This is a genomic window from Collimonas sp. (genome assembly GCF_044339385.1).
Taxonomy (GTDB): domain Bacteria; phylum Pseudomonadota; class Gammaproteobacteria; order Burkholderiales; family Burkholderiaceae_D; genus Collimonas.
Genome location: NZ_JBIIVN010000034.1, coordinates 1 through 18,923, shown reverse-complemented (window position 1 = coordinate 18,923; position 18,923 = coordinate 1). Strand labels below are relative to the sequence as shown.

Here is an 18,923-nt window from a genome sequence, read left to right as displayed (position 1 = left end):
GACCGGCATAACCGGCGGCCATCGAGCGTTTGTTGGCGATCACGGTCTTGGCTTTATAGACTTCCAGGATCGGCATGCCGGCAATCGACGACTTCGGATCCTTGGCGGCGGGATTGACCACATCGTTGGCTCCCAGCACCAACACCACGTCGGCTTGACCGAATTCGCCGTTGATGTCTTCCATTTCAAACACTTGATCGTAGGGCACTTCAGCTTCCGCCAGCAGCACGTTCATGTGACCAGGCATGCGGCCTGCGACCGGATGGATCGCGTACTTGACGATCACGCCCTTGTGCGTCAGCTTCTCGGTCAACTCTTTCAGCGCATGCTGCGCACGCGCCACCGCCAGACCGTAACCAGGGACGATGATCACGGTTTCGGCATTACCCATCAGGAAAGCGGCATCGTCAGCGGAACCGGACTTGACCGGCCGCTGCTGTTGCGCAGCGCCGCTGGAAGCCGTTGCGGCATCGCCGCCGAAGCCGCCCAGGATGACGTTGAAGAACGAGCGGTTCATCGCCTTGCACATGATGTAGGAGAGAATCGCACCGCTTGAACCGACCAGTGAACCGGCGATGATCAGCATCGCATTATTCAGCGAAAAACCGATACCGGCAGCAGCCCAGCCGGAGTAGCTGTTGAGCATCGACACCACTACCGGCATGTCGGCGCCGCCAATCGGAATGATGATCAGCACACCCAGGATGAAAGCGATCAGCGCCATCAGGATGAACGGCAGCCAGGATTGGGTCAGCACGAAAATGATGCCGAGGCTGATCATCGCCACCGCCAGCAGCAGGTTGATGAAATGCTGACCGCGAAAACTCACCGGCGCGCCCTGGAACAGACGGAATTTGTACTTACCCGACAACTTTCCGAATGCGATCACCGAACCGGAGAACGTGATCGCACCGACGAAGGTGCCGATGAACAGTTCGATGCGGTTGCCGGTGGGCAGCGCTGCGCCGTGAGCGGCAATGCCGAAAGCCCACGGCTCCGCCACCGCTGCGACCGCGATACACACCGCCGCCAGGCCGATCAGCGAGTGCATTGCCGCCACCAGCTCCGGCATTTTGGTCATTTCGACGCGCCTGGCCAGAAATGTACCGATGCCGCCGCCTGCTACCACGCCAGCAGCCACCAGCCAGAAGCCCAGGCCGCTGCCGTGCGACTCGGCTTTCAGCTTGACGATCAGCGCGATTGTGGTCGCCACTGCGATCGCCATGCCAGCCATGCCGAACGCATTGCCGCGCCGCGCCGAAGACGGGCGCGACAAGCCCTTGAGCGCCTGGATGAAGCAGACCGAGGCAATCAGATATAGCAGAGTGACCAGGTTAATGCTCATTGCCGGGCTCCCTGATCTGTCGCCGCTTTCACCTTGGGCTCTTTTTTCTTGAACATTTCCAGCATGCGCTGGGTGACCAGGAAGCCACCGAATACATTGACGGCGGCAAGCGCTACCGCCAAGGTGCCGGCAATCTGGCCGACGATGCCTTCGGTCAGACCGGCTGCCAACATCGCGCCGATGATGATGATGGCGGAAATGGCATTGGTGACCGCCATCAGCGGCGTATGCAAGGCAGGCGTAACGGTCCAGACCACGTGGTAGCCGACGTAGATCGCCAGTACGAAGATGATCAGGTTGGTGATGGTGTGCGTGACTTCCATGGTTTCCCCTTAAAGCAAGTCTGAATAACTTCCGCTACTATTTACCGCAACACCCGCCCGGCGCCAGCGGGGATCCATTTTAGTCGCAACGCTGCGCCGCAATGTGCCCCCCCCCTGCTCAGGTCACCGCTTGCGCCGGGATGACGAATTGTTTAGATCTTTTTCAAACCGGTGATCTTGTTGTCGTCATCGACAAACACAACTTTGGGCACGTGGCTGCGCGCCTCATCGTCGGCGAGTGGCGCATAAGTACAGATGATCAGCAAGTCGCCCAGATGCGCGCAACGGGCAGCCGCGCCATTCAACGAGATCTCGCCACTACCGCGCTTGCCGCGGATGGCGTAGGTTGAAAACCGCTGGCCGTTGTTGACGTTGTACAGCTCGATTTTTTCAAATTCACGAATATCGGCAGCTTCCAGCAAATCTTCATCGATCCCGCATGAACCCTCGTAGTGCAGGTCGGCTTGGGTGACGGTTGCGCGATGAATTTTGGCGCGCAGCATGATGCGTTGCATATCTTCTTTCTCCAGTCTATAAAGCATCCGGATGCAACCGGATGCTTTTTTACAGCGATTAATTAAATCGTTAAATCGGTATTCGGCCACTTGCTGATAAGGCTTTTGAGGCCGCTTATTTGCGCAGGACTTCGCCGCCGCTGCACAATAGCGTCGCGGCGACGATATCGTCTTCGCGGTTGATTGCCAAAGCGCCTTCGGCGTTGATGATCAGCTTGAGAAAATCAAGCAGGTTACGGGCATATAACGCCGACGCATCGGCAGCCACCAACGCCGCCAGGTTGCCCTCACCGATGATATGGACGCCGTGTTTGATAACGGTCTTGCCACTCTCGGACAATGGGCAGTTGCCGCCTTGGTCGACCGCCATGTCGAGGATCACCGAACCCGGCTTCATGGCCTTGACGGTTTCCTCGCTGATCAGCAGCGGTGCCTTACGGCCTGGAATCAGCGCGGTCGTGATGATGATATCGGCCTGCCTGGCGCGTTCATGCGCCAGCTCGGCCTGACGCCGCATCCAGTCGGCAGGCATCGGCCGCGCGTAGCCGCCGATGCCCTGAGCGACTTCCTTTTCTTCATCGGTGATGAACGGCACATCCAGGAACTTCGCCCCGAGCGATTCGATCTGTTCCTTGACAGCAGGCCGGACATCGGATGCCTCAATCACCGCGCCAAGACGCTTGGCGGTGGCAATCGCCTGCAAACCGGCAACGCCGGCACCCATGATTAACATCCGCGCCGCTTTGACAGTACCGGCGGCAGTCATCAGCATCGGCATAAAGCGCTGATAGGTATTGGCCGCCATCAGCACCGCCTTGTAACCGGCGATATTGGCTTGCGAGGACAGTACGTCCATGGACTGCGCGCGCGATGTGCGCGGTGCCGCCTCCAGCGCAAATGCAGTCAAGCCATGGCTTGCCATAACAGCAATATTATCGACATCAAGATTCAACATGCCCACCACCACCGTGCCGCTTTTCAGCAGAGGCAATTCGGCAGCGCTTGGCGCGCGCACTTTCAGTACGGTTTCCGCATCGAACGCCGCCGCTGCATCGACCACTTGCGCGCCAGCCGCAGCATAAGCCTCATCGGTGATACTCGATGAGGTGCCAGCGTCAGCCTGCACCAGCACCTGATGCCCGGCCGCTACCAGCTTCTTTACCGTCTCCGGAGTCGCCGCAACCCGGGTTTCGCCAGGCCGGGTTTCGGCGGGAATGCCGATTTTCATGTAGTTCTCCCATTGATGTCGGAATTATTACCGGAGTCTTACTGGAATCTTACACGTAAAAATTGCGCGCATTCAACCTGAGATCTCATGCAGGTTACTTTATTTTACGCCAAATTAATGCCGCATTACAACTCTTGTTGCAACCACGCTCCAATCTTGCACGCCTATCAACTGCATTGCGTCGGGAATCATTCCGGCGCGTTAAAATATCGGATTAACCGAGGAATTTATGACTGATCTGTGGAAACCCTCTGTCACAGTTGCCGCGATCATAGAACGTGACGGTCGCTTCCTGCTCATCGAGGAAGAGACCAGCGACGGCATACGCATTAATCAGCCGGCCGGCCATCTCGATCCAAACGAGTCGCTGATGCAAGCGGTCGTGCGCGAAACGCTGGAAGAAACAGCCCACGACTTCACGCCAACCGCACTGGTGGGGATGTACATGGCGCGCTATGTGTCGGCGCGCACCGGCCAGGCGGTCACTTACTTGCGCTTTGCCTTTTGCGGCGATCTCGGAGCACAGCACGATCAGCCGCTGGATCATGGCATCCTGCGTACGCTGTGGATGTCGCGCGACGAGCTGGCGGCATGCCCGGAACGGCATCGCAGCCAGCAAGTGCTGTTATGTATTGATGATTATCTGCGCGGCCAACGCGCACCGCTGGCGATGCTCAATACGCATCCCAGCGCTTACGGAGTAGAAAATGTCTGATAAAAAACGGGTTGTGATCGGTATGTCGGGCGGCGTCGATTCGTCGGTTTCGGCATGGCTGTTGAAACAACAGGGTTACGAAGTCATCGGCCTGTTCATGAAGAACTGGGAAGACGACGACGATTCCGAATACTGCTCCACCCGGCAAGACTGGATCGATGCGGTCAGCGTGGCCGATGTGATCGGCGTCGATATCGAAGCCGTAAATTTTGCGGCGGAATACAAGGACCGTGTGTTCGCCGAATTCCTGCGCGAATATCAGGCTGGACGCACTCCCAACCCGGATGTTCTGTGCAACGCCGAGATCAAGTTCAAAGCCTTCCTCGACCACGCAATGAAACTGGGCGCCGACCTCATCGCCACCGGCCACTACGCACGCGTGCGGCAGGCCGATTCCGGTCGTTTCGAGCTGCTGAAAGCGGTCGACGCCAGCAAGGATCAAAGCTATTTCCTGCACCGCCTGAATCAGGCGCAGTTGTCGCGCACATTGTTCCCGCTCGGCGAAATCCCAAAAACCGAAGTGCGCAAGATCGCCGAGCAAATCCGGTTGCCGAACGCTAAGAAGAAGGATTCCACCGGCATCTGCTTCATCGGCGAGCGGCCGTTCCGCGAATTCCTGAACCGCTACCTGTCGTACCAGCCGGGCCCGATGAAGACGCCGCAAGGCGATACCGTTGGCGAGCACGTTGGCCTGAGCTTCTATACGCTGGGACAACGCAAGGGTATCGGCCTGGGTGGCATGAAGAGCCATAAGAATGCCGGCGGCGACAGCGATCCCTGGTATGTGGCCAGAAAGGATGTTGAAAACAACACCCTGTATATCGTGCAAGGGCATGACAACCCCTGGCTGCTATCGTCAACGCTGCAAGCCGGCCAACTCAGCTGGGTTGCCGGCGAAGCGCCTGCTATTGAGAGCTTGTCAGCCAAGACGCGCTATCGGCAAGCCGACATGACTTGCCGTTTCGATAGCCTGCAAGTCGCCGGTGTGGAAAACTTTACGCTGCGCTTCGACGATCCGCAATGGGCAGTCACCCCCGGTCAGTCAGCTGTGCTCTACGATGGCGATGTCTGCCTCGGCGGCGGTATTATCGAGTCCTCCTGTAACGGTATCTGAATTATCGTAGTCCCTCCTCCAATCCTGGCTGGCTGGCTGTACCTGGCAGCGCACCCAGCCAGCGACTCGCTTTGTCGTTGCGCGCCAGGCGGCGCTCCCCCCCTGAAAACCGCCGGCCATCCCGCGGTTCCCTGCCTGGTTGTCAAGCATGACTCAGAAACAATAAGTTCGCCGGAATTATTTCTAATTCGGAAATAGTAAATTTCAAATATCCCCATTTATTGTTATATGCGGCGTATCTATACTGGGCTTCATCGATGGGCAAACACACAAGCGACAGGTTATTAGCAAGTGCGCCGCTCACCGAGGCAGGACCCGGCGGGCTGCGTAATGCCTGTTCCGCCGAGCCCGGTGCCATCCATCAACTTCTTATTGGAGAAAAACATGAACGCCAAACAATTCATCGCCGCTCTCACCGTCTTAGCCGCAGCCGGCAGCGCCTTTGCAGTCACCCCATATCCTCCCGAAACACCTTTCGTATCGATCAAGTCGCGTGCCGAAGTGAAGGCTGACGTAGAGCAGGCGCAAAAAGACGGTTCGCTAAACCAGGCACGCAGTGCCTATCCTAATATTGTTGTTGCCGCTGGCAAGCCGGTCAGCGGAGCTGAAGCACCGGACCAGATTGCCAGTATCGAACCGGCGATCTATCGCGGTCACTGATCCGACGTGACACAAACCCGAGTGATTTCTTCGGGTTGAGCAAAATGCCAGCATTGCTGGCATTTTGCGGTTATCCGGACATATCGTCGTTGACCGCGATACCCCGGATTGAGGCAGGCGTGAGGCACTGTTACTAGCTCATCTTTCAAACCGATTTCGTTGCAATCATATTTTGGGGCATCATGCGCTTCAACACCTTCTTCCTTCGCTCCAGCGCGGCCAAACTCGCGCTGGTATGCTGGCTGACGCTTCTGCTGAGCGCCTGTGCGGATTTTTCCGGCATTGATCCGCAATCGAAACTGAACGACGCCAGCAAACTCGCGGCCGGCAAGGCGCTGAGTTCCAGCATTCAGATCGCCTGGCCAAAAACGGCTTGGTGGCAGGTGTATGGCGATCCGCAACTCGATGCGCTGGTGCAGCAAGCCGTCGCCGACAGTCCCAACCTCAAGATAGCGCAGCGCGCTCTGCCACCCTGCCAAAAGTGGGTGTGGAAGCAGCCACCACGCGCGGCCTGTACTCTTCCGAATATATCTTCCCGCCGCCACTCGGCGGCAGCTGGAACTGGGAAAATGAATTCGCCGTCAAGGCCAGCTACGACCTTGACCTGTGGGACAAGGATCACAGCGCCCTCGAATCTGCGCTCGATACGGTGCAGGTCAGCGCCGCCGAGGCCCGCAGCGCCCAACTCAACCTGGAAGTCGCAGTGGTGCGCGGCTACCTGCAATTGGCCACCCAATATGCATTGCGCGATATCGCCGCCACCACGCTGGCACAACAAACCGCGCTGGCCGACATCGCCCGCCGCCGCCTGGGCGCTGGCCTGGGCACCCGGCTGGAAGTCAGCCAGGCTGAAACCGCGCTACCAGACGCACGGGCCAACATCGAAAAAATCGACGAAAACATCGCACTACTGCGCAACCAGATCGCCGCCCTGAGCGGCCAAGGCCCCGGCAGCGGCGACGCTATCCAGCGGCCAGCAATGGCGACCAACATGATCGGTGCTGATCAAGGCAGCGCCTTGCCAATCGGCTTACCCGATAATGTGCCGGCGCACCTGATCGGCCGTCGCCCCGATGTCATCGCCCAGCGCTGGCGGGTGGAGGCCATGAGCAAGAACATCGACGTTGCCAAAGCGTCGTTCTACCCGGATATCAACATCTCTGCTTTCGTCGGCCTGCAAGCGCTAGGCTTTAGCAACTTCCTCAGCGCCGCCTCCGGCGTGCGCGGTTCCGGGCCAGCGATTTCACTGCCGATCTTCGACGGTGGCTGCCTGCGCGCTAATCTCAGCGCGCAGGCAGCGGCGCTTGACGGGGCCATCGAGAGTTACAACAACACGCTGGTGCAAGCCTTGCAAAGCGTGGCCGACCAGATCGTCAAACTAAAATCGGAACAGCAACAGCAGCTGCAATCGGAGCAGGCTTTGGCGCTGGCGGATCAATCATACGGCCTTGCCAGGCGCGGCTACCAGGCTGGCCTGACGGCCTACATCAACGTAATTCAGACTCAACTGACTTTGCTGCAACAGCAACAGCGGGTAGCGCAAACCCGCGCCTCCTACCTGGATAACTGGGCGCAACTGATGCAGGCGCTGGGAGGCGGACTGGGCGACGACTTGCCGCAGCCAGGCAAGGCAGATGTCAGCGTCGTCGATGTCAAGCAATGATCGGTACTAACCATGAGTGACCTTGCAAGCAGCCGCACACACTGGCTCAACCATTTGCAACAAGCCGCCGTTATCTGGCTCGACAACCACGGCCAAAATCTGCTGCATGTCAGCAAAATACTACTGGCGACACTGATGGCGCTCGGGTTGTCGCTGTTGTTCGACCTGGCTAAACCAGGCACAGCGATGGTGACGGTCATCATCGTGCTGCAACCGCGCAGCGGTCTGGCATTGGCCAAGGGGTTTTACCGTTTCATCGGCACCTCGGTCGGGGTGATCATGTCTGTGATATTGGCAGCTGCGTTCTCGCAGCAGGCGCTGCTGTTTCTCGCCGCAGGGGCTTGCTGGCTGGCGTTTTGTACCGCTGGCTCGACCATTTTCCGTAATTTCCAGTCGTATGCGTTCGTGCTGGCGGGCTACACGCTGGTCATCGTCGGCCTGCCAGCGGCGCTGCAACCTGACCAGGCTTTCGATATCGCCATGACTCGCCTGAGCGAAGTAATGCTGGGCCTGCTGTGCGCCGGCGTGGTCAGCGACGTGCTGTTTCCCAGGCACTTGTCCGAGGCATTGCTGCTGACGGTGCGCAAACGCTTCGCCGATTTCAAGACTTTCATCGCGCTCAATGACCTCGACGCCTCGGCGCGGCCGACACGCGAATGAATGGTGTTGCGCTTCATCGGCGAGGTGATCTCGCTGGAAGCGCTGCGCACGTCATCGGCATTCGAAAGCACTACCGGACATCTGCAAAATCTGCAACTGCGGCAACTGAACAATGCGTTCATGACCGCCTCGACCACTTTTCACTCGCTAGACCAGTTGTTCGGCCGGCTGCAGTCGAGCGGCAAACACCGCACAATGAATGCGTTGATGATGGAATACAAAGCGATCGTGGGTGCGCTGTCGATCAAGAATCGCCATGCGCTGAAACAACTGCGCAGCGCATTGCCGAAGCGTCCTGATCTCAAGCCATGATGGCGATCGCAACAGTCTGCTCGACTTCGATGCCGCCGCTGAGCTGCTGATCAGATTCGCCGGCGAACTGCAAATCTATGCACGTATCCATACCGTGTTTATCCAGGCCGAAATGCACATGGAGGAGGATGTCCAGCTACCTGCGCATTATGTGACCCGCACCGATCCGACATTGATCCTCACTTCGGCCCTGCGCGCTGCTATCGCTTTCGGTATCTCGTCGGCGTTCTGGATTCAGTCCGGCTGGGTTTCCGGTACCGATGCAGTTGTCATGGCAACCGCACTCAGCGCCTTGTTCGCGGCCGCCCCGGCGCCGATAAAGGTAGTGCGCCAGTTCTTTATCGGCGCGTTGATTGGCGGATTTTTTGGCTTTCTGTCGGCCTACTATCTGCAATCGCAAGCCGAGAATTTCAGCATGCTGTGCATCGCACTGGCGCCATTTATCGTGGCTGGCGCCTGGCTCACCACCACCGAGAAATATTCCGCCATCGGCACCGGCATCCTGCTTTTCTTTTTTTCTTACGCCGGTATCGGCGGCAACTACCGATTCGACATGCTGGAGCTGCTCAACGGCCTGAGCGGCGGCCTGATCGGCGTCGCCATAGCGTCAGTGATGTACCAGATCATCGATCCAACGGATAGCCGCTGGATCAAGCGTCGTCTGGCACGGGCGTTGCGACGGCAAGTGGTGGAAGCATGCAATCGGCCGCTGACGGGGTTGGCGACACGCTTTGAAAGCAGCACCCGCGATTTGCTGTCGCGCTTTGCGATTACCCACTCGCTCGACGATCCAGACGACCGCGACATCATGACCTGGCTGTTGTCAGTGCTGGAAATCGGTCGCGCCGTGATCCAGCTGCGCCTTGAAATGCTAGAGGTCACAGATTCATTGGCGCATGAAAAGATCGAACTGACCGTACTTAGCATCGGCAACCTGTTCGCGCGTCCCAATCAAGACCGCATGGTCGCGGCGCTGGATTCGGTGCTGGCGGCGATTGCCGTGTGCGATGGCTTGCACCCGGTACTGGCCAACCTGCATCAGATCCGCGGCGCCGTGGTGGAACGCATCGCTGTGCTGACACCGACCGTCACTTCACCTATCACTTCCAGGAATTGATCATGCCACGTGAAATTGCCTTATTTGACGCGCTCATTCCGACCCTGTTACTGCTTTTTATAGGCTGCCTGTTTTTGCAGATAGCCATCGATTGGGGGGTTCCGCCGTCTGCGCCTGTTGCGCTATGTCTGGCATCCCAGCCTGTTTCGGATCGCGTTGTTCTTTTGTATTTTTGGCAGTGCCGGGCTGCTGTTACAGGTCAATTAAGGTCAATTAACGTCAATTAACGTCAATTAACGTCAATTAAATTGACACACCATTTTGTTCTAAGGTCGACATGAAATCATCCGCTATTGTAAAACCCCTGCTACAGGTCGCCATCACGCTGATCGTCGTGCTGATCGCCTTTTTGCTGACGCGTACGCTGTGGGACCATTACATGAACACGCCCTGGACCCGCGACGGCCGCGTGCGTGCCGATGTCATCAGCGTTGCAGCCGACGTTTCCGGCATCGTGGTGTCGGTACCCGTTACCGATAACCGCTACGTGCACAAGGGCGATCTGTTGATGAAAATCGATCCTGCGCGCTACGTTCTGGCGCTGGCGCAAGCCGAAGCCGTGCTGAGCGAACGCCGCATCGGCCTGACTACCAAGCAGCGCGACGCCGAGCGCCGCGCCAGGCTGGATGGCGATGTCATTTCCAACGAGAGCCGTGAAAACTCCAGCGCCGATGCCTCTGCCGCCCAAGCCATGTATCAGGCGGCACTGGCGGCACGCGACAGCGCCAAACTGAATCTGGAGCGCACCGAAGTGCGCGCCCCAGCCGATGGCTGGATCACCAATCTCAATGTCCACGCCGGCGATTTCGCCCAGGCCGGCACCCCTAAACTATCGGTAATCGATGCCAATTCATTCTGGGTCTACGGCTATTTTGAAGAAAACAAACTGCCGCTAATGCAGGTTGGCGACGCCGCCGACATACGCCTGCTGGGCAGCGAACAGAACATCAGCGGCCACGTCGACAGCATCTCGCGCGGCATCACCGACCGCGACAACGCCCAAGGCACCTACGGCCTGGCCAACGTCAATCCAAGCTTCAACTGGGTGCGCCTGGCGCAACGCGTGCCGGTACGTATCCACATCGACAAAGTTCCTGATGGTATTACGCTGGCGGCGGGTATGACCTGCGCAGTCATCGTCAAACCGAGACAACTGGTGGCTGAGCAAAAATAGTCGGTAATTGAGTGCAAGTGCATGCATTCCGTGGTTCGATAAATAGGGTCAGCGATAATTGGGGCAGAGTCACCCTTCACCCAACCACATTCAACGATGTCGCTCGCCTTACCTCGTGCCTATTGCATGCGCAGGTTGGCAAAGGATGCGAGCGATGTGCGACAACGGCGAATCAATCCAGCCGCATGTCGTTCTCAAGCCACTCCAGCACCGACGCATGCCGCGGCTGCCATCGCAACTCGTTGCGCGCCCGCGCCGCACTGACCCGGCTATTCGAACCGAACGAATACACCGCGTGCCCAAAACCCCACTCATTGATTGCGTCCTGCAGCGGCCATGACTGCGCCTCGCCTAATCCCAGACGGCGTGCAATCGCGGCCCCGATCTGCGCATACGACGCCTCACCATTCTCGACAAAATACATCGCGCCGGCGCTACCATGTCTCAAAGCCAGCAGATACAACTCCGTCACGTCCTCAATATGGACGTTGGACCAGATATTGACGCCCTTGCCGACAAATCGCACAACACCGCTACGGCGTGCCTGCGCCACTAGCGGCGGAATTTGTACGCTGTGCATGCTGGCACCCAAGCCGTTACCGTAGATCATGGAATTGCACAGGATGATCGAACGCACACCGCGCCCGGCAACATCAAGGATCAATTTATCCGGAGCCGCGCGCGCCGCTTTTTCGGGTACCGGGGTATAGGGTGTGCGCTCATCGAAGATCTGTTCCGACGCCCATTCGCCGCGGGCGTCGTCGCCGATCACGCTGGAGCCGCTGGTGTGGATAAAGGCCTTGTCGGAACCGGCCAGCGCGTCGAGCAAGGTCTGTACCGCAAACAGATGGTCCGAGCTGGCGGCGTTGATCACCGCATCCGCCAGTTTCGCCTCACGCGCCAAGATCCCGGCATCGTCCAGCGTGCCCAATACCGGTGTGATGCCAAGCGCTGCCACGCGCTCGGCCTGCTCTGCGCTGCGAACCAGACCACGTACCCGATAACCCTCGGCGATAAAGCGAACCGCAACCGAGCCGCCGATAAAGCCACTGGCGCCGGTAATAAATACATTCATGATGAATCCTTACAAGTTAAATGCCGGTGCGCAGTATGGGCGATCTGTGTATCGAGAAAAATGGCGGTCTGGGCAAATGATATTTGACTTAGAATCAACAAACGATGATTGTGCATTGATAATTGTGCATCGATAAACCAGGCATCAACCAGACGTCAACCAGACAATCTGGCTTTATTCAATGCCAGCTTTCCCTGCCAGCTTCGCGTTGTCGGAGAAACAGCATAAAATAAAAATAAGCAGGTCCACCTTGTGGGAGGCACATGACAGTTTCACAAACACAACAAAGCGACATTAATCTGCTGCCGCCCCCCCACCAAGCGAATCGCCATAGCCGATGTGATTGCCGGTCTGTCGATAGCCGGTTTGCTGCTGCCCGAAGCGGTTGCCTATTCCAGTATCGCCAACCTGCCGCCGCAAACCGGGGTAATCGCCTTGTTCGCCGGACTGCTGTGCTGCGGCCTGGTCGGCAGCAGTCGCTTTGCCATCGTCTCAGCTACCTCCTCCGCTGCGGTGCTGGCCGCTGCCACCGCCTCGCTCGCCAATGGCGACAACGGCCTGCGCATGACGCTGGCGATTGGCTTGGTCGTCATCACCGGCGTATTTTTTCTATTGGCAGGATTAGCCCGCATGGGCAGCGTTACCGATTTCATCGCCAAACCGGTATTACGCGGTTTTGCCTTTGGCCTGGCCATCGTCATCATCGTCAAGCAATTAGCCAGCGTCGTCGGGGTGCAACCGGCAAACAGCGACATGACTCGCTTTATCCCGGAAATGCTGGCGCAGATCGGCCACTGAAACTGGATCAGCGTGGCCGTCGCGGCGATGGCGCTGGTATTGTTATTCCTGTTTGCGCAGCTCAAACGACTGCCGGGGGCATTGCTGGTGATTGTGATCGGCGTGGTTGCTGGCAAGTGGCTGGATTTGCCGCAGTACGGGGTCGGCCTGGTCGGCAACATCCACTTGCAACTGGCCGCGCCGACGCTGCCGATTCTGTCGCGCGCCGATTGGCTGCGTCTGGGTGAACTGGGTTTTGCGATGGCCATGATCCTGTACGCTGAATCGTATGGTTCGATCCGCAGCTTCGCCATCAAACACAACGACACGGTGGCGCCAAACCGCGACCTGCTGGCGCTGGGCGCTTCCAACCTGTTGTCCGGCCTGTTCCACGGCATGCCGGTGGGTGCCGGCTATTCCGCCACCTCGGCCAATGAAGCAGCCGGCGCCACATCGCGCCTGTCCGGCTGGGTTGCGGCGCTGGTGATGCTGGCGATCGTGCTGACCTTATTGCCCGCCATCGCCCTGACGCCGCAACCGGTACTGGCGGCAATCGTGATTCATGCCGTTAGCCATACCCTTAATCCAACGATTTCCCGTCCCTACTTCCAGTGGCGTCGCGATCGCCTGGTGGTAGTTGCCTCGGTGATTGCCGTGTTGCTGCTGGGCGTGCTCGATGGTTTGCTGGCGTCCATTGCGCTCAGCCTGTTGATGATGCTGCGGCAATTTTCGCAATTAACCATCTCGGTGCTCGGACGCCTCGGCCAGGGTCACGACTATGTCAACATGCGCACCCATCCGGAAGCCAGACAGATCGCCGGCGTGATCATTTTGCGTCCCAATGAACCGCTGTTCTTCGCCAATGCCGAACGAATCCTGACCCAGGCGCGTGCATCCATCCTCAACGCTGGCGGCACGTTGCATACGGTCATCCTCAGCCTGGAAGAATCGCCCGACCTTGATAGTTCCAGCCTGGAATGTCTGCACGATTTTTTCGGTTTCGTCGGCGGCAAAGGCTTGCGGCTGTTGCTGGCGCGCCTCAAGGATCCGGTATACGACATCATGAAGAACAATATTGCTCCTGATTTTCCTGCTGATTCACTGAGCGCCCTCAGCGTGGCAGAAGCTGTGCACCTGGCGTTAGCCGACAAGTCCACAATCAACCATCCTGCCGAGCAACCCACCGGAGAATAACCATGCGTGCATACTGGGAAATTATTGCGGCGTTACTCTTGACAACCTGCGCGCTGACAACCGCTGCAACAGCAAGTTGCGCGGAAATAGCCTTTTCTTCGCATAGCGATTTCACTGAAATCAATCTGAATATCAAGGATACGTTTAACGTCAATCCAAATACGTTGGCGCTGGAAGTCACACTGAGCCCGGATGCCCAGCGACGAATGCAAGAGGCGAGCAGCGCAGCGCTGGATCAGAACCTGACCGTTGTCATCAACGGCAAAATCGTCAATACCGCGCGCGTCGTGAATGTGCTCGATTCGCCGCAGTTACAGATCACCGTTTCCAGGCAAGTCGCCCTAGAGCTGTTGCCCGGCCTGATCGGCGGCAACTTTGGCGCGGCAACGCCCAACGAATCGGTAACGACCGCACCGGTAATCCCGACACCGGGACCTGCCAGCATCCCAGAGCCGTTGCTGGCAAGCGCACCTGGAGAGGTTCAGCCTCAGCAGGTGGCGGCACCGGTAGTCAGCGAATCGCCTCCTGAAGTCGCCGCGCCTGCGATAGTTGCCGCGGCTGCGACAATGGCGCCCCCCGGCTCCGGGGATCAACTCAGCGCCAGCGTTACCCAGCACCGCCTTACCCGCCGACCCTGATCCGGTGCCTGCCACCGTATTGATGCCGATGCCTACTGTAATCGCCACCGTTGCGGTAGCGCCCGCGAATCTTGCGGCGTCAACTCCATCAGCTGCATTGCCGCCGTCAATACCAGCCCAAGAAGCCACCGCTGCACCTATGGCTGCACCCGTACCGTCGGTGATTCCGGGTTGGGCACTGGGTGCATGGCTACCGACCAGCGCCACGCCTTCGCCTTATGCTGAAATCAATGTCGGCGATCCGGTGACAATTTTTGCCAATGCAATCGATGTCATCACCTGTAACAAAGTCCGACTATCGGTGCAGGAGAGCAGCAATCAGCGGGTGGTACTGCAACTGGCCCGCAACAGCCAGTGCGTCATCAATGGCGTACTGGTCGATCGGGTGCTGATTTCCCCATCGGCGACGCCGGCGAAAATCGTCATTTCTTTGTTTGCGCAACAGGATGACATCAATCAAGCACCGGCGAAGGAAAGCTCATATCGTCGCAAATAGAATCGATTGCCGTTCGGCATGACCGCATGCCATGACCTCGCGCCACGATTATTCCTGGCAGCAGCACACCGATAACAGCGTTTAGAGATTTCCGCTACCATAGCGAATCTGTAACATTTTAAGCAAAATGCCTGGAGTCATTGCTGAGAGTGCCGCTGCCGAAACTATTGTCTTATTTACCAGTCACACTCCACCAAAATGCAGTAACACTCAGTAAAATGCATCAACACGCGCCTATGTGCGAGATGCAACATCGATGAACACCCAAGCAGAGTAACTAAACCTATGACTACAACATCAATAGCCTTGACGCGTTACACCGCCACCGCCATCGTCCTGCACTGGCTGGTCGCCGCCCTGATCATCGCCACCTTTGCACTGGGCTTGACGATGGTCGACATTCCCGGCCTGACGCCGACCAAATTAAAATATTTTTCCTGGCACAAGTGGCTCGGTGTGACCGTGCTAGGCCTGGCTTGCCTGCGCCTGCTGTGGCGCAAAACGCAAGGCGTGCCTCCATATCCGGACAGCATGCAGGCCTGGCAGCAGAACGCCGCGCACGCGCTGCACATTTTGTTGTACATATTGATTTTTGCCGTACCGCTCTCCGGTTATTTTTATTCCCTCGCAAGCGGTGTGCCGGTTGTCTACCTCGGCATCATTCCGCTGCCAGTGCTGATCGCGCCGAATCCGGAGCTAAAGACACTGCTGAAACTGGTTCACTACACGCTTAACATGAGCATGCTAGCCTGCGTTTGCGTGCATGTCCTGGCGGCGCTCAAGCATCACTTCATCGATCGCGACGGCATACTCAAACGTATGTTGCCCTGATTATTTACAGTCAAATCAAAAGGAATCTTCCATGACGTTTACTCAACTTCTGTTACGTAATACCACCTTTTGCGTCGGCCTGATGGCCCTTGGCGCCGCCCTGCCGGCGCACGCCGCGCAACTTAAACCCGATCTGGCCAAGAGCAACGTCACCATCGTCTTCAAACAGCTGAATGTGCCGGTCGAAGCCAAGTTCAAAAAATTCAATGCGGCCGTCGATTTCAATAGCGCGCAGCCAGAAGCGTCTAAAGCCAGCGTCGAGATTGACATCTCTAGTTTCGATTTGGGCGATCCCGAATACAACAAGGAAGTGTTGAAGAAAGAATGGTTCAACGCCCAGCAATTTGCCAAGGCGACCTTTGTCGCCAGTTCGATCAAGCCGGCCGCAGCCGCGGCGGCCGGCAGCAAATATGACGTCACAGGCAAGCTCACCATCAAGGGCAAAACCACCGAAGTCCGCTTCCCGCTGAGCGTCAAAAAAGACGGTAATGCACAAGTATTCGAAGGGACCCTGCCGATCAAGCGCCTGACTTACAATATCGGCGAAGGCGAATGGCAGGATACAAGTATCGTCGCCGACGAAATCGCAATCAAATTTCACCTTGTAGCAAATTAACCAAAGACCGTTTTCTCACTGAACTCTCCATGAAAGGATCGCCAGAAATGAAATTCAAACTTATCATCGCCTCCCTGCTGGCTGCCAGCGCTGCTAGCGCTTTCGCCGCACCAGAAACCTACACGATCGACCCGACCCATACCTATCCAAGCTTCGCCGCCGATCACATGGGCATTTCCGTGTGGCGCGGCAAGTTTGAAAAAACCAGCGGCAGCGTGACGTTGGATCGTGCCGCCAAAACCGGCTCATTAGATATTCATATTGAAGCCAGCTCGCTCAATTTCGGTATGACCAAGATGAATGAACATGCGTCTGGGCCGGACATGTTCGACGTCAAGAAATATCCTGACATCACCTACAAGAGCAGCTCGATCCAGTTTGACGGTGACAAGCCAGTGGCAGTCAATGGCGAACTGACCCTGCACGGCGTCGCCAAGCCGGTGAAACTGACCATCAACTCATTCAAGTGCATCCAGCATCCGATGCTCAAGCGCGAAGTGTGCGGCGCTGATGCGTCTGCGGAATTTAACCGTAGCGATTTCGGTATCAACTACGGCATACCAAAGTTTGCACCTGAAGTGAAGCTGGCATTTCAGGTCGAAGCGCTCAAGAACAACTAAGCTGCACCGCCTGCATGTTGCCGACCAAGCCGACCAGCCACGCTGGTCGGCTTTTTTATAGCAATCGGCTGCATCAATTCATCACCCGGTCACACGTGATCTGTATGCTCGGACGTCCGCGTATTATTTTCATTCAGTTGAACAAACCATGTCCTCGAGTCACTTCCCGTTCTGCGAACGTCGCCACTTTCTGCGCAATGTCACCGCCGGTGGCGGAGCTCTGCTGACCGGCACCACACTCGGGCCGGCACTGGCGCAAGCTGGAGCGCCCGCTCTGGTTACATCGGAAAAGATGAGACCGCAACTTCCCAGCGGCGTGATGAGCGGCGATATCACACGCGACAAGGCGGTGATCTGGAGCCGCACCGACCGCCCCGCGCGGATGGTGGTCGAGTATGCCGACAACCAGGCTTTCCGCGATGCCCACAAGGTGAACGGCCCGCTGGCGCTGTCCAGCAGCGATTTTACAGCGCGGGTAGATCTCACCGGCCTGCCGGCCGGCCGGCCGGCCAAACAATGTTCTATCGAGTGCGTTTCCAGGATATTCAGAATCCAACGATCTATAGCGAGCCACTGAATGGCAGCCTGCTGATTCCGGGCGGCGTCGAGCGCGATATCACGTTTGCCTTCTCCGGCGACGAAGCAGGGCAAGGCTGGGCATCAACGAAGCGTGGGGCGGCTATCGGATTTACGACACCATGCACCGCTTCAAACCGGATTTCTTTATTCACTCAGGCGACCAGATCTATGCCGATGGCGTGATCGAGAAAGAAGTCACATTAGACGACGGCACGCTGCGGAAAAACCTGGTGACACCGGCCAAATCGAAAGTAGCCGAGACACTGGACGACTACCGCGGCAATTTCGCCTATAACCTGCTAGATCAGAACAAGCGCCGCTTCGCTGCTGAAGTACCGTTTCTGGTGCAATGGGACGACCACGAAGTGCGCAACAACTGGTACCCCGGGCAAACCATCGGCGGCGCCGAAAAACGCTATCGGCAACGCGACCTGTCAACGCTGGCGACCCATGCCAAGCGCACGATGTTCGAATATAACCCGTATCGAATCGAACCCAGCGATCCGGAACGGATCTACCGCATGTTCAACTACGGGCCGTTGCTGGAGGTATTCATGCTGGATAAGCGCAGCTATCGCGGTGCCAATTCGCCCAACCATCAAACGGTATTAAACAAGGATGCCGCATTCCTCGGCGCAGCACAGTTGCGATGGATCAAGCAAGCGCTGCTACGCTCTCGCTCGACCTGGAAGGTAATCGCCAGCGACATGCCGATTTCGATCGTGGTGCCGGATCTCAATCCGGATGTGCCGAGCGGTACCTACGAAGCCTGGGCCAACGGCGACAATGGCCAGCCGCTCGGGCGCGAGCTGGAAATTGCCGAGCTGCTCAAATTCATCAAACGGCAGAATATCAAGAATGTCGTGTGGGTTACCGCTGATGTGCACTACGCCTCCGCAACCTACTACTCGCCAGAAAAAGCCAGCTTCACCGATTTCAAACCATTCTGGGAATTCGTCGGCGGGCCGCTCCACGCAGGCACCTTCGGCCCCGGCGAAATCGACCGCACCTTTGGCCCAGATGTACGCTTCGTCAGTATTCCCGGCGACATGAAACAAAATCGCCCGCCCAGCGAATTGCTGCAGTTCTTTGGCGTTGGCAAGATAGACGCAAAGAGCAAGGTCTTGAGCGTTTCCCTGCACAATGAGCTTCCCTCGATTTTTCGTCTCCCAACAGGTGGCTTTTATGCCGCCTGTTTTTCCTGATGTTGCTCAGTGAGCCAGTCATCTAAATACTGGCAGGGTGAACGATAGCCAAGCGTCGAATGCTGC

19 protein-coding genes and 3 pseudogenes are annotated in these 18,923 nt (G+C 57.4%); 16 read left to right on the top strand and 6 right to left on the bottom strand.

Annotated elements, in window-relative coordinates:
- The 4 genes from ACIQ0R_RS04300 to ACIQ0R_RS04285 all read right to left on the bottom strand — a co-directional run.
- Window positions 1–1,345: NAD(P)(+) transhydrogenase (Re/Si-specific) subunit beta (locus ACIQ0R_RS04300; protein ID WP_395824016.1), on the bottom strand; the 1,345-nt coding region annotated here is incomplete at its 3' end.
- On the bottom strand, window positions 1,342–1,668 hold the full coding sequence (locus ACIQ0R_RS04295) for an NAD(P) transhydrogenase subunit alpha (RefSeq protein ID WP_395824013.1): 327 nt from the start codon (window positions 1,666–1,668) through the stop codon (window positions 1,342–1,344). The genes ACIQ0R_RS04300 and ACIQ0R_RS04295, both read right to left, overlap by 4 nt.
- Before the next feature lie 152 nt (window positions 1,669–1,820).
- Window positions 1,821–2,183, bottom strand: a complete 363-nt coding sequence (gene panD / locus ACIQ0R_RS04290; protein ID WP_395824010.1) for an aspartate 1-decarboxylase — start codon at window positions 2,181–2,183, stop codon at window positions 1,821–1,823.
- Between the two features lie 115 nt (window positions 2,184–2,298).
- On the bottom strand, window positions 2,299–3,411 hold the full coding sequence (locus tag ACIQ0R_RS04285) for a Re/Si-specific NAD(P)(+) transhydrogenase subunit alpha (RefSeq protein ID WP_395824007.1): 1,113 nt from the start codon (window positions 3,409–3,411) through the stop codon (window positions 2,299–2,301).
- Between the two features lie 229 nt (window positions 3,412–3,640).
- On the opposite strand from ACIQ0R_RS04285, the gene ACIQ0R_RS04280 reads away from it, so the two are divergent.
- From ACIQ0R_RS04280 to ACIQ0R_RS04270, 3 genes are all read left to right on the top strand, one after another.
- A complete protein-coding gene (locus tag ACIQ0R_RS04280) occupies window positions 3,641–4,126 on the top strand; it encodes an NUDIX hydrolase (RefSeq protein WP_395824004.1) in 486 nt (161 codons plus the stop codon).
- Window positions 4,119–5,240 (top strand): tRNA 2-thiouridine(34) synthase MnmA, encoded by a 1,122-nt coding sequence (gene mnmA, locus ACIQ0R_RS04275; protein WP_395824000.1) that lies wholly within the window; start codon window positions 4,119–4,121, stop codon window positions 5,238–5,240. The genes ACIQ0R_RS04280 and mnmA overlap by 8 nt, the downstream gene beginning before the upstream one ends.
- A 384-nt stretch (window positions 5,241–5,624) precedes the next feature.
- On the top strand, window positions 5,625–5,900 hold the full coding sequence (locus ACIQ0R_RS04270; protein WP_395823997.1) for a DUF4148 domain-containing protein: 276 nt from the start codon (window positions 5,625–5,627) through the stop codon (window positions 5,898–5,900).
- On the opposite strand, the gene ACIQ0R_RS04265 is transcribed toward ACIQ0R_RS04270, so the two are convergent.
- Entirely contained in the window at window positions 5,894–6,379 is a 486-nt protein-coding gene (locus tag ACIQ0R_RS04265; RefSeq protein WP_395824028.1) for a hypothetical protein, read from the bottom strand. The genes ACIQ0R_RS04270 and ACIQ0R_RS04265 overlap by 7 nt on opposite strands.
- Between ACIQ0R_RS04265 and ACIQ0R_RS04260 the strand changes: the two genes are divergently transcribed.
- The 5 genes and pseudogenes from ACIQ0R_RS04260 (at window position 6,277) to ACIQ0R_RS04240 (ending at window position 10,826) form a co-directional block, all read left to right on the top strand.
- Window positions 6,277–7,563: an efflux transporter outer membrane subunit gene (locus ACIQ0R_RS04260; protein ID WP_395823994.1), complete on the top strand. Its 1,287-nt coding sequence runs from the start codon at window positions 6,277–6,279 to the stop codon at window positions 7,561–7,563. The genes ACIQ0R_RS04265 and ACIQ0R_RS04260 overlap by 103 nt on opposite strands.
- Window positions 7,564–7,575: 12 nt before the next feature.
- A pseudogene (locus ACIQ0R_RS04255) lies at window positions 7,576–8,535 on the top strand (FUSC family protein).
- 43 nt (window positions 8,536–8,578) lie between these two features.
- On the top strand, window positions 8,579–9,652 hold the full coding sequence (locus ACIQ0R_RS04250; RefSeq protein ID WP_395824025.1) for an FUSC family protein: 1,074 nt from the start codon (window positions 8,579–8,581) through the stop codon (window positions 9,650–9,652).
- 117 nt (window positions 9,653–9,769) lie between these two features.
- Entirely contained in the window at window positions 9,770–9,859 is a 90-nt protein-coding gene (locus tag ACIQ0R_RS04245) for a DUF1656 domain-containing protein (RefSeq protein ID WP_395823991.1), read from the top strand.
- Between the two features lie 70 nt (window positions 9,860–9,929).
- A complete protein-coding gene (locus ACIQ0R_RS04240; protein WP_395823988.1) occupies window positions 9,930–10,826 on the top strand; it encodes an efflux RND transporter periplasmic adaptor subunit in 897 nt (298 codons plus the stop codon).
- Between the two features lie 172 nt (window positions 10,827–10,998).
- On the opposite strand, the gene ACIQ0R_RS04235 is transcribed toward ACIQ0R_RS04240, so the two are convergent.
- The gene (locus tag ACIQ0R_RS04235; protein ID WP_395823985.1) at window positions 10,999–11,901 is read right to left on the bottom strand and encodes an NAD-dependent epimerase/dehydratase family protein; all 903 of its coding nucleotides are present in this window, start codon (window positions 11,899–11,901) and stop codon (window positions 10,999–11,001) included.
- Window positions 11,902–12,240: 339 nt separating this feature from the next.
- Between ACIQ0R_RS04235 and ACIQ0R_RS04230 the strand changes: the two are divergent.
- The 8 genes and pseudogenes from ACIQ0R_RS04230 to ACIQ0R_RS04195 form a co-directional block, all read left to right on the top strand.
- Window positions 12,241–13,203 (top strand): annotated as a pseudogene (locus ACIQ0R_RS04230) (SulP family inorganic anion transporter); the annotation flags it as partial.
- A 186-nt stretch (window positions 13,204–13,389) separates the two neighbouring features.
- Window positions 13,390–13,872 carry an STAS domain-containing protein gene (locus ACIQ0R_RS04225; RefSeq protein ID WP_395824023.1) on the top strand — a complete coding sequence of 161 codons (483 nt, stop codon included), beginning with the start codon at window positions 13,390–13,392 and terminating at the stop codon, window positions 13,870–13,872.
- A 2-nt stretch (window positions 13,873–13,874) separates the two neighbouring features.
- Window positions 13,875–14,510 (top strand): hypothetical protein, encoded by a 636-nt coding sequence (locus ACIQ0R_RS04220; protein WP_395823982.1) that lies wholly within the window; start codon window positions 13,875–13,877, stop codon window positions 14,508–14,510.
- A 139-nt stretch (window positions 14,511–14,649) separates the two neighbouring features.
- On the top strand, window positions 14,650–15,006 hold the full coding sequence (locus tag ACIQ0R_RS04215; protein WP_395823979.1) for a hypothetical protein: 357 nt from the start codon (window positions 14,650–14,652) through the stop codon (window positions 15,004–15,006).
- 306 nt (window positions 15,007–15,312) lie between these two features.
- Window positions 15,313–15,837 (top strand): cytochrome b, encoded by a 525-nt coding sequence (locus ACIQ0R_RS04210; protein ID WP_395824020.1) that lies wholly within the window; start codon window positions 15,313–15,315, stop codon window positions 15,835–15,837.
- Between the two features lie 31 nt (window positions 15,838–15,868).
- The gene (locus ACIQ0R_RS04205; protein WP_395823975.1) at window positions 15,869–16,453 is read left to right on the top strand and encodes a YceI family protein; all 585 of its coding nucleotides are present in this window, start codon (window positions 15,869–15,871) and stop codon (window positions 16,451–16,453) included.
- A gap of 47 nt (window positions 16,454–16,500) precedes the next feature.
- Window positions 16,501–17,073, top strand: coding sequence for a YceI family protein (locus ACIQ0R_RS04200; RefSeq protein WP_395823972.1), 573 nt, complete (start codon window positions 16,501–16,503; stop codon window positions 17,071–17,073).
- A gap of 148 nt (window positions 17,074–17,221) precedes the next feature.
- Window positions 17,222–18,857 (top strand): annotated as a pseudogene (locus ACIQ0R_RS04195) (alkaline phosphatase D family protein).
- The last annotated feature ends 66 nt before the right edge of the window (window positions 18,858–18,923 follow it).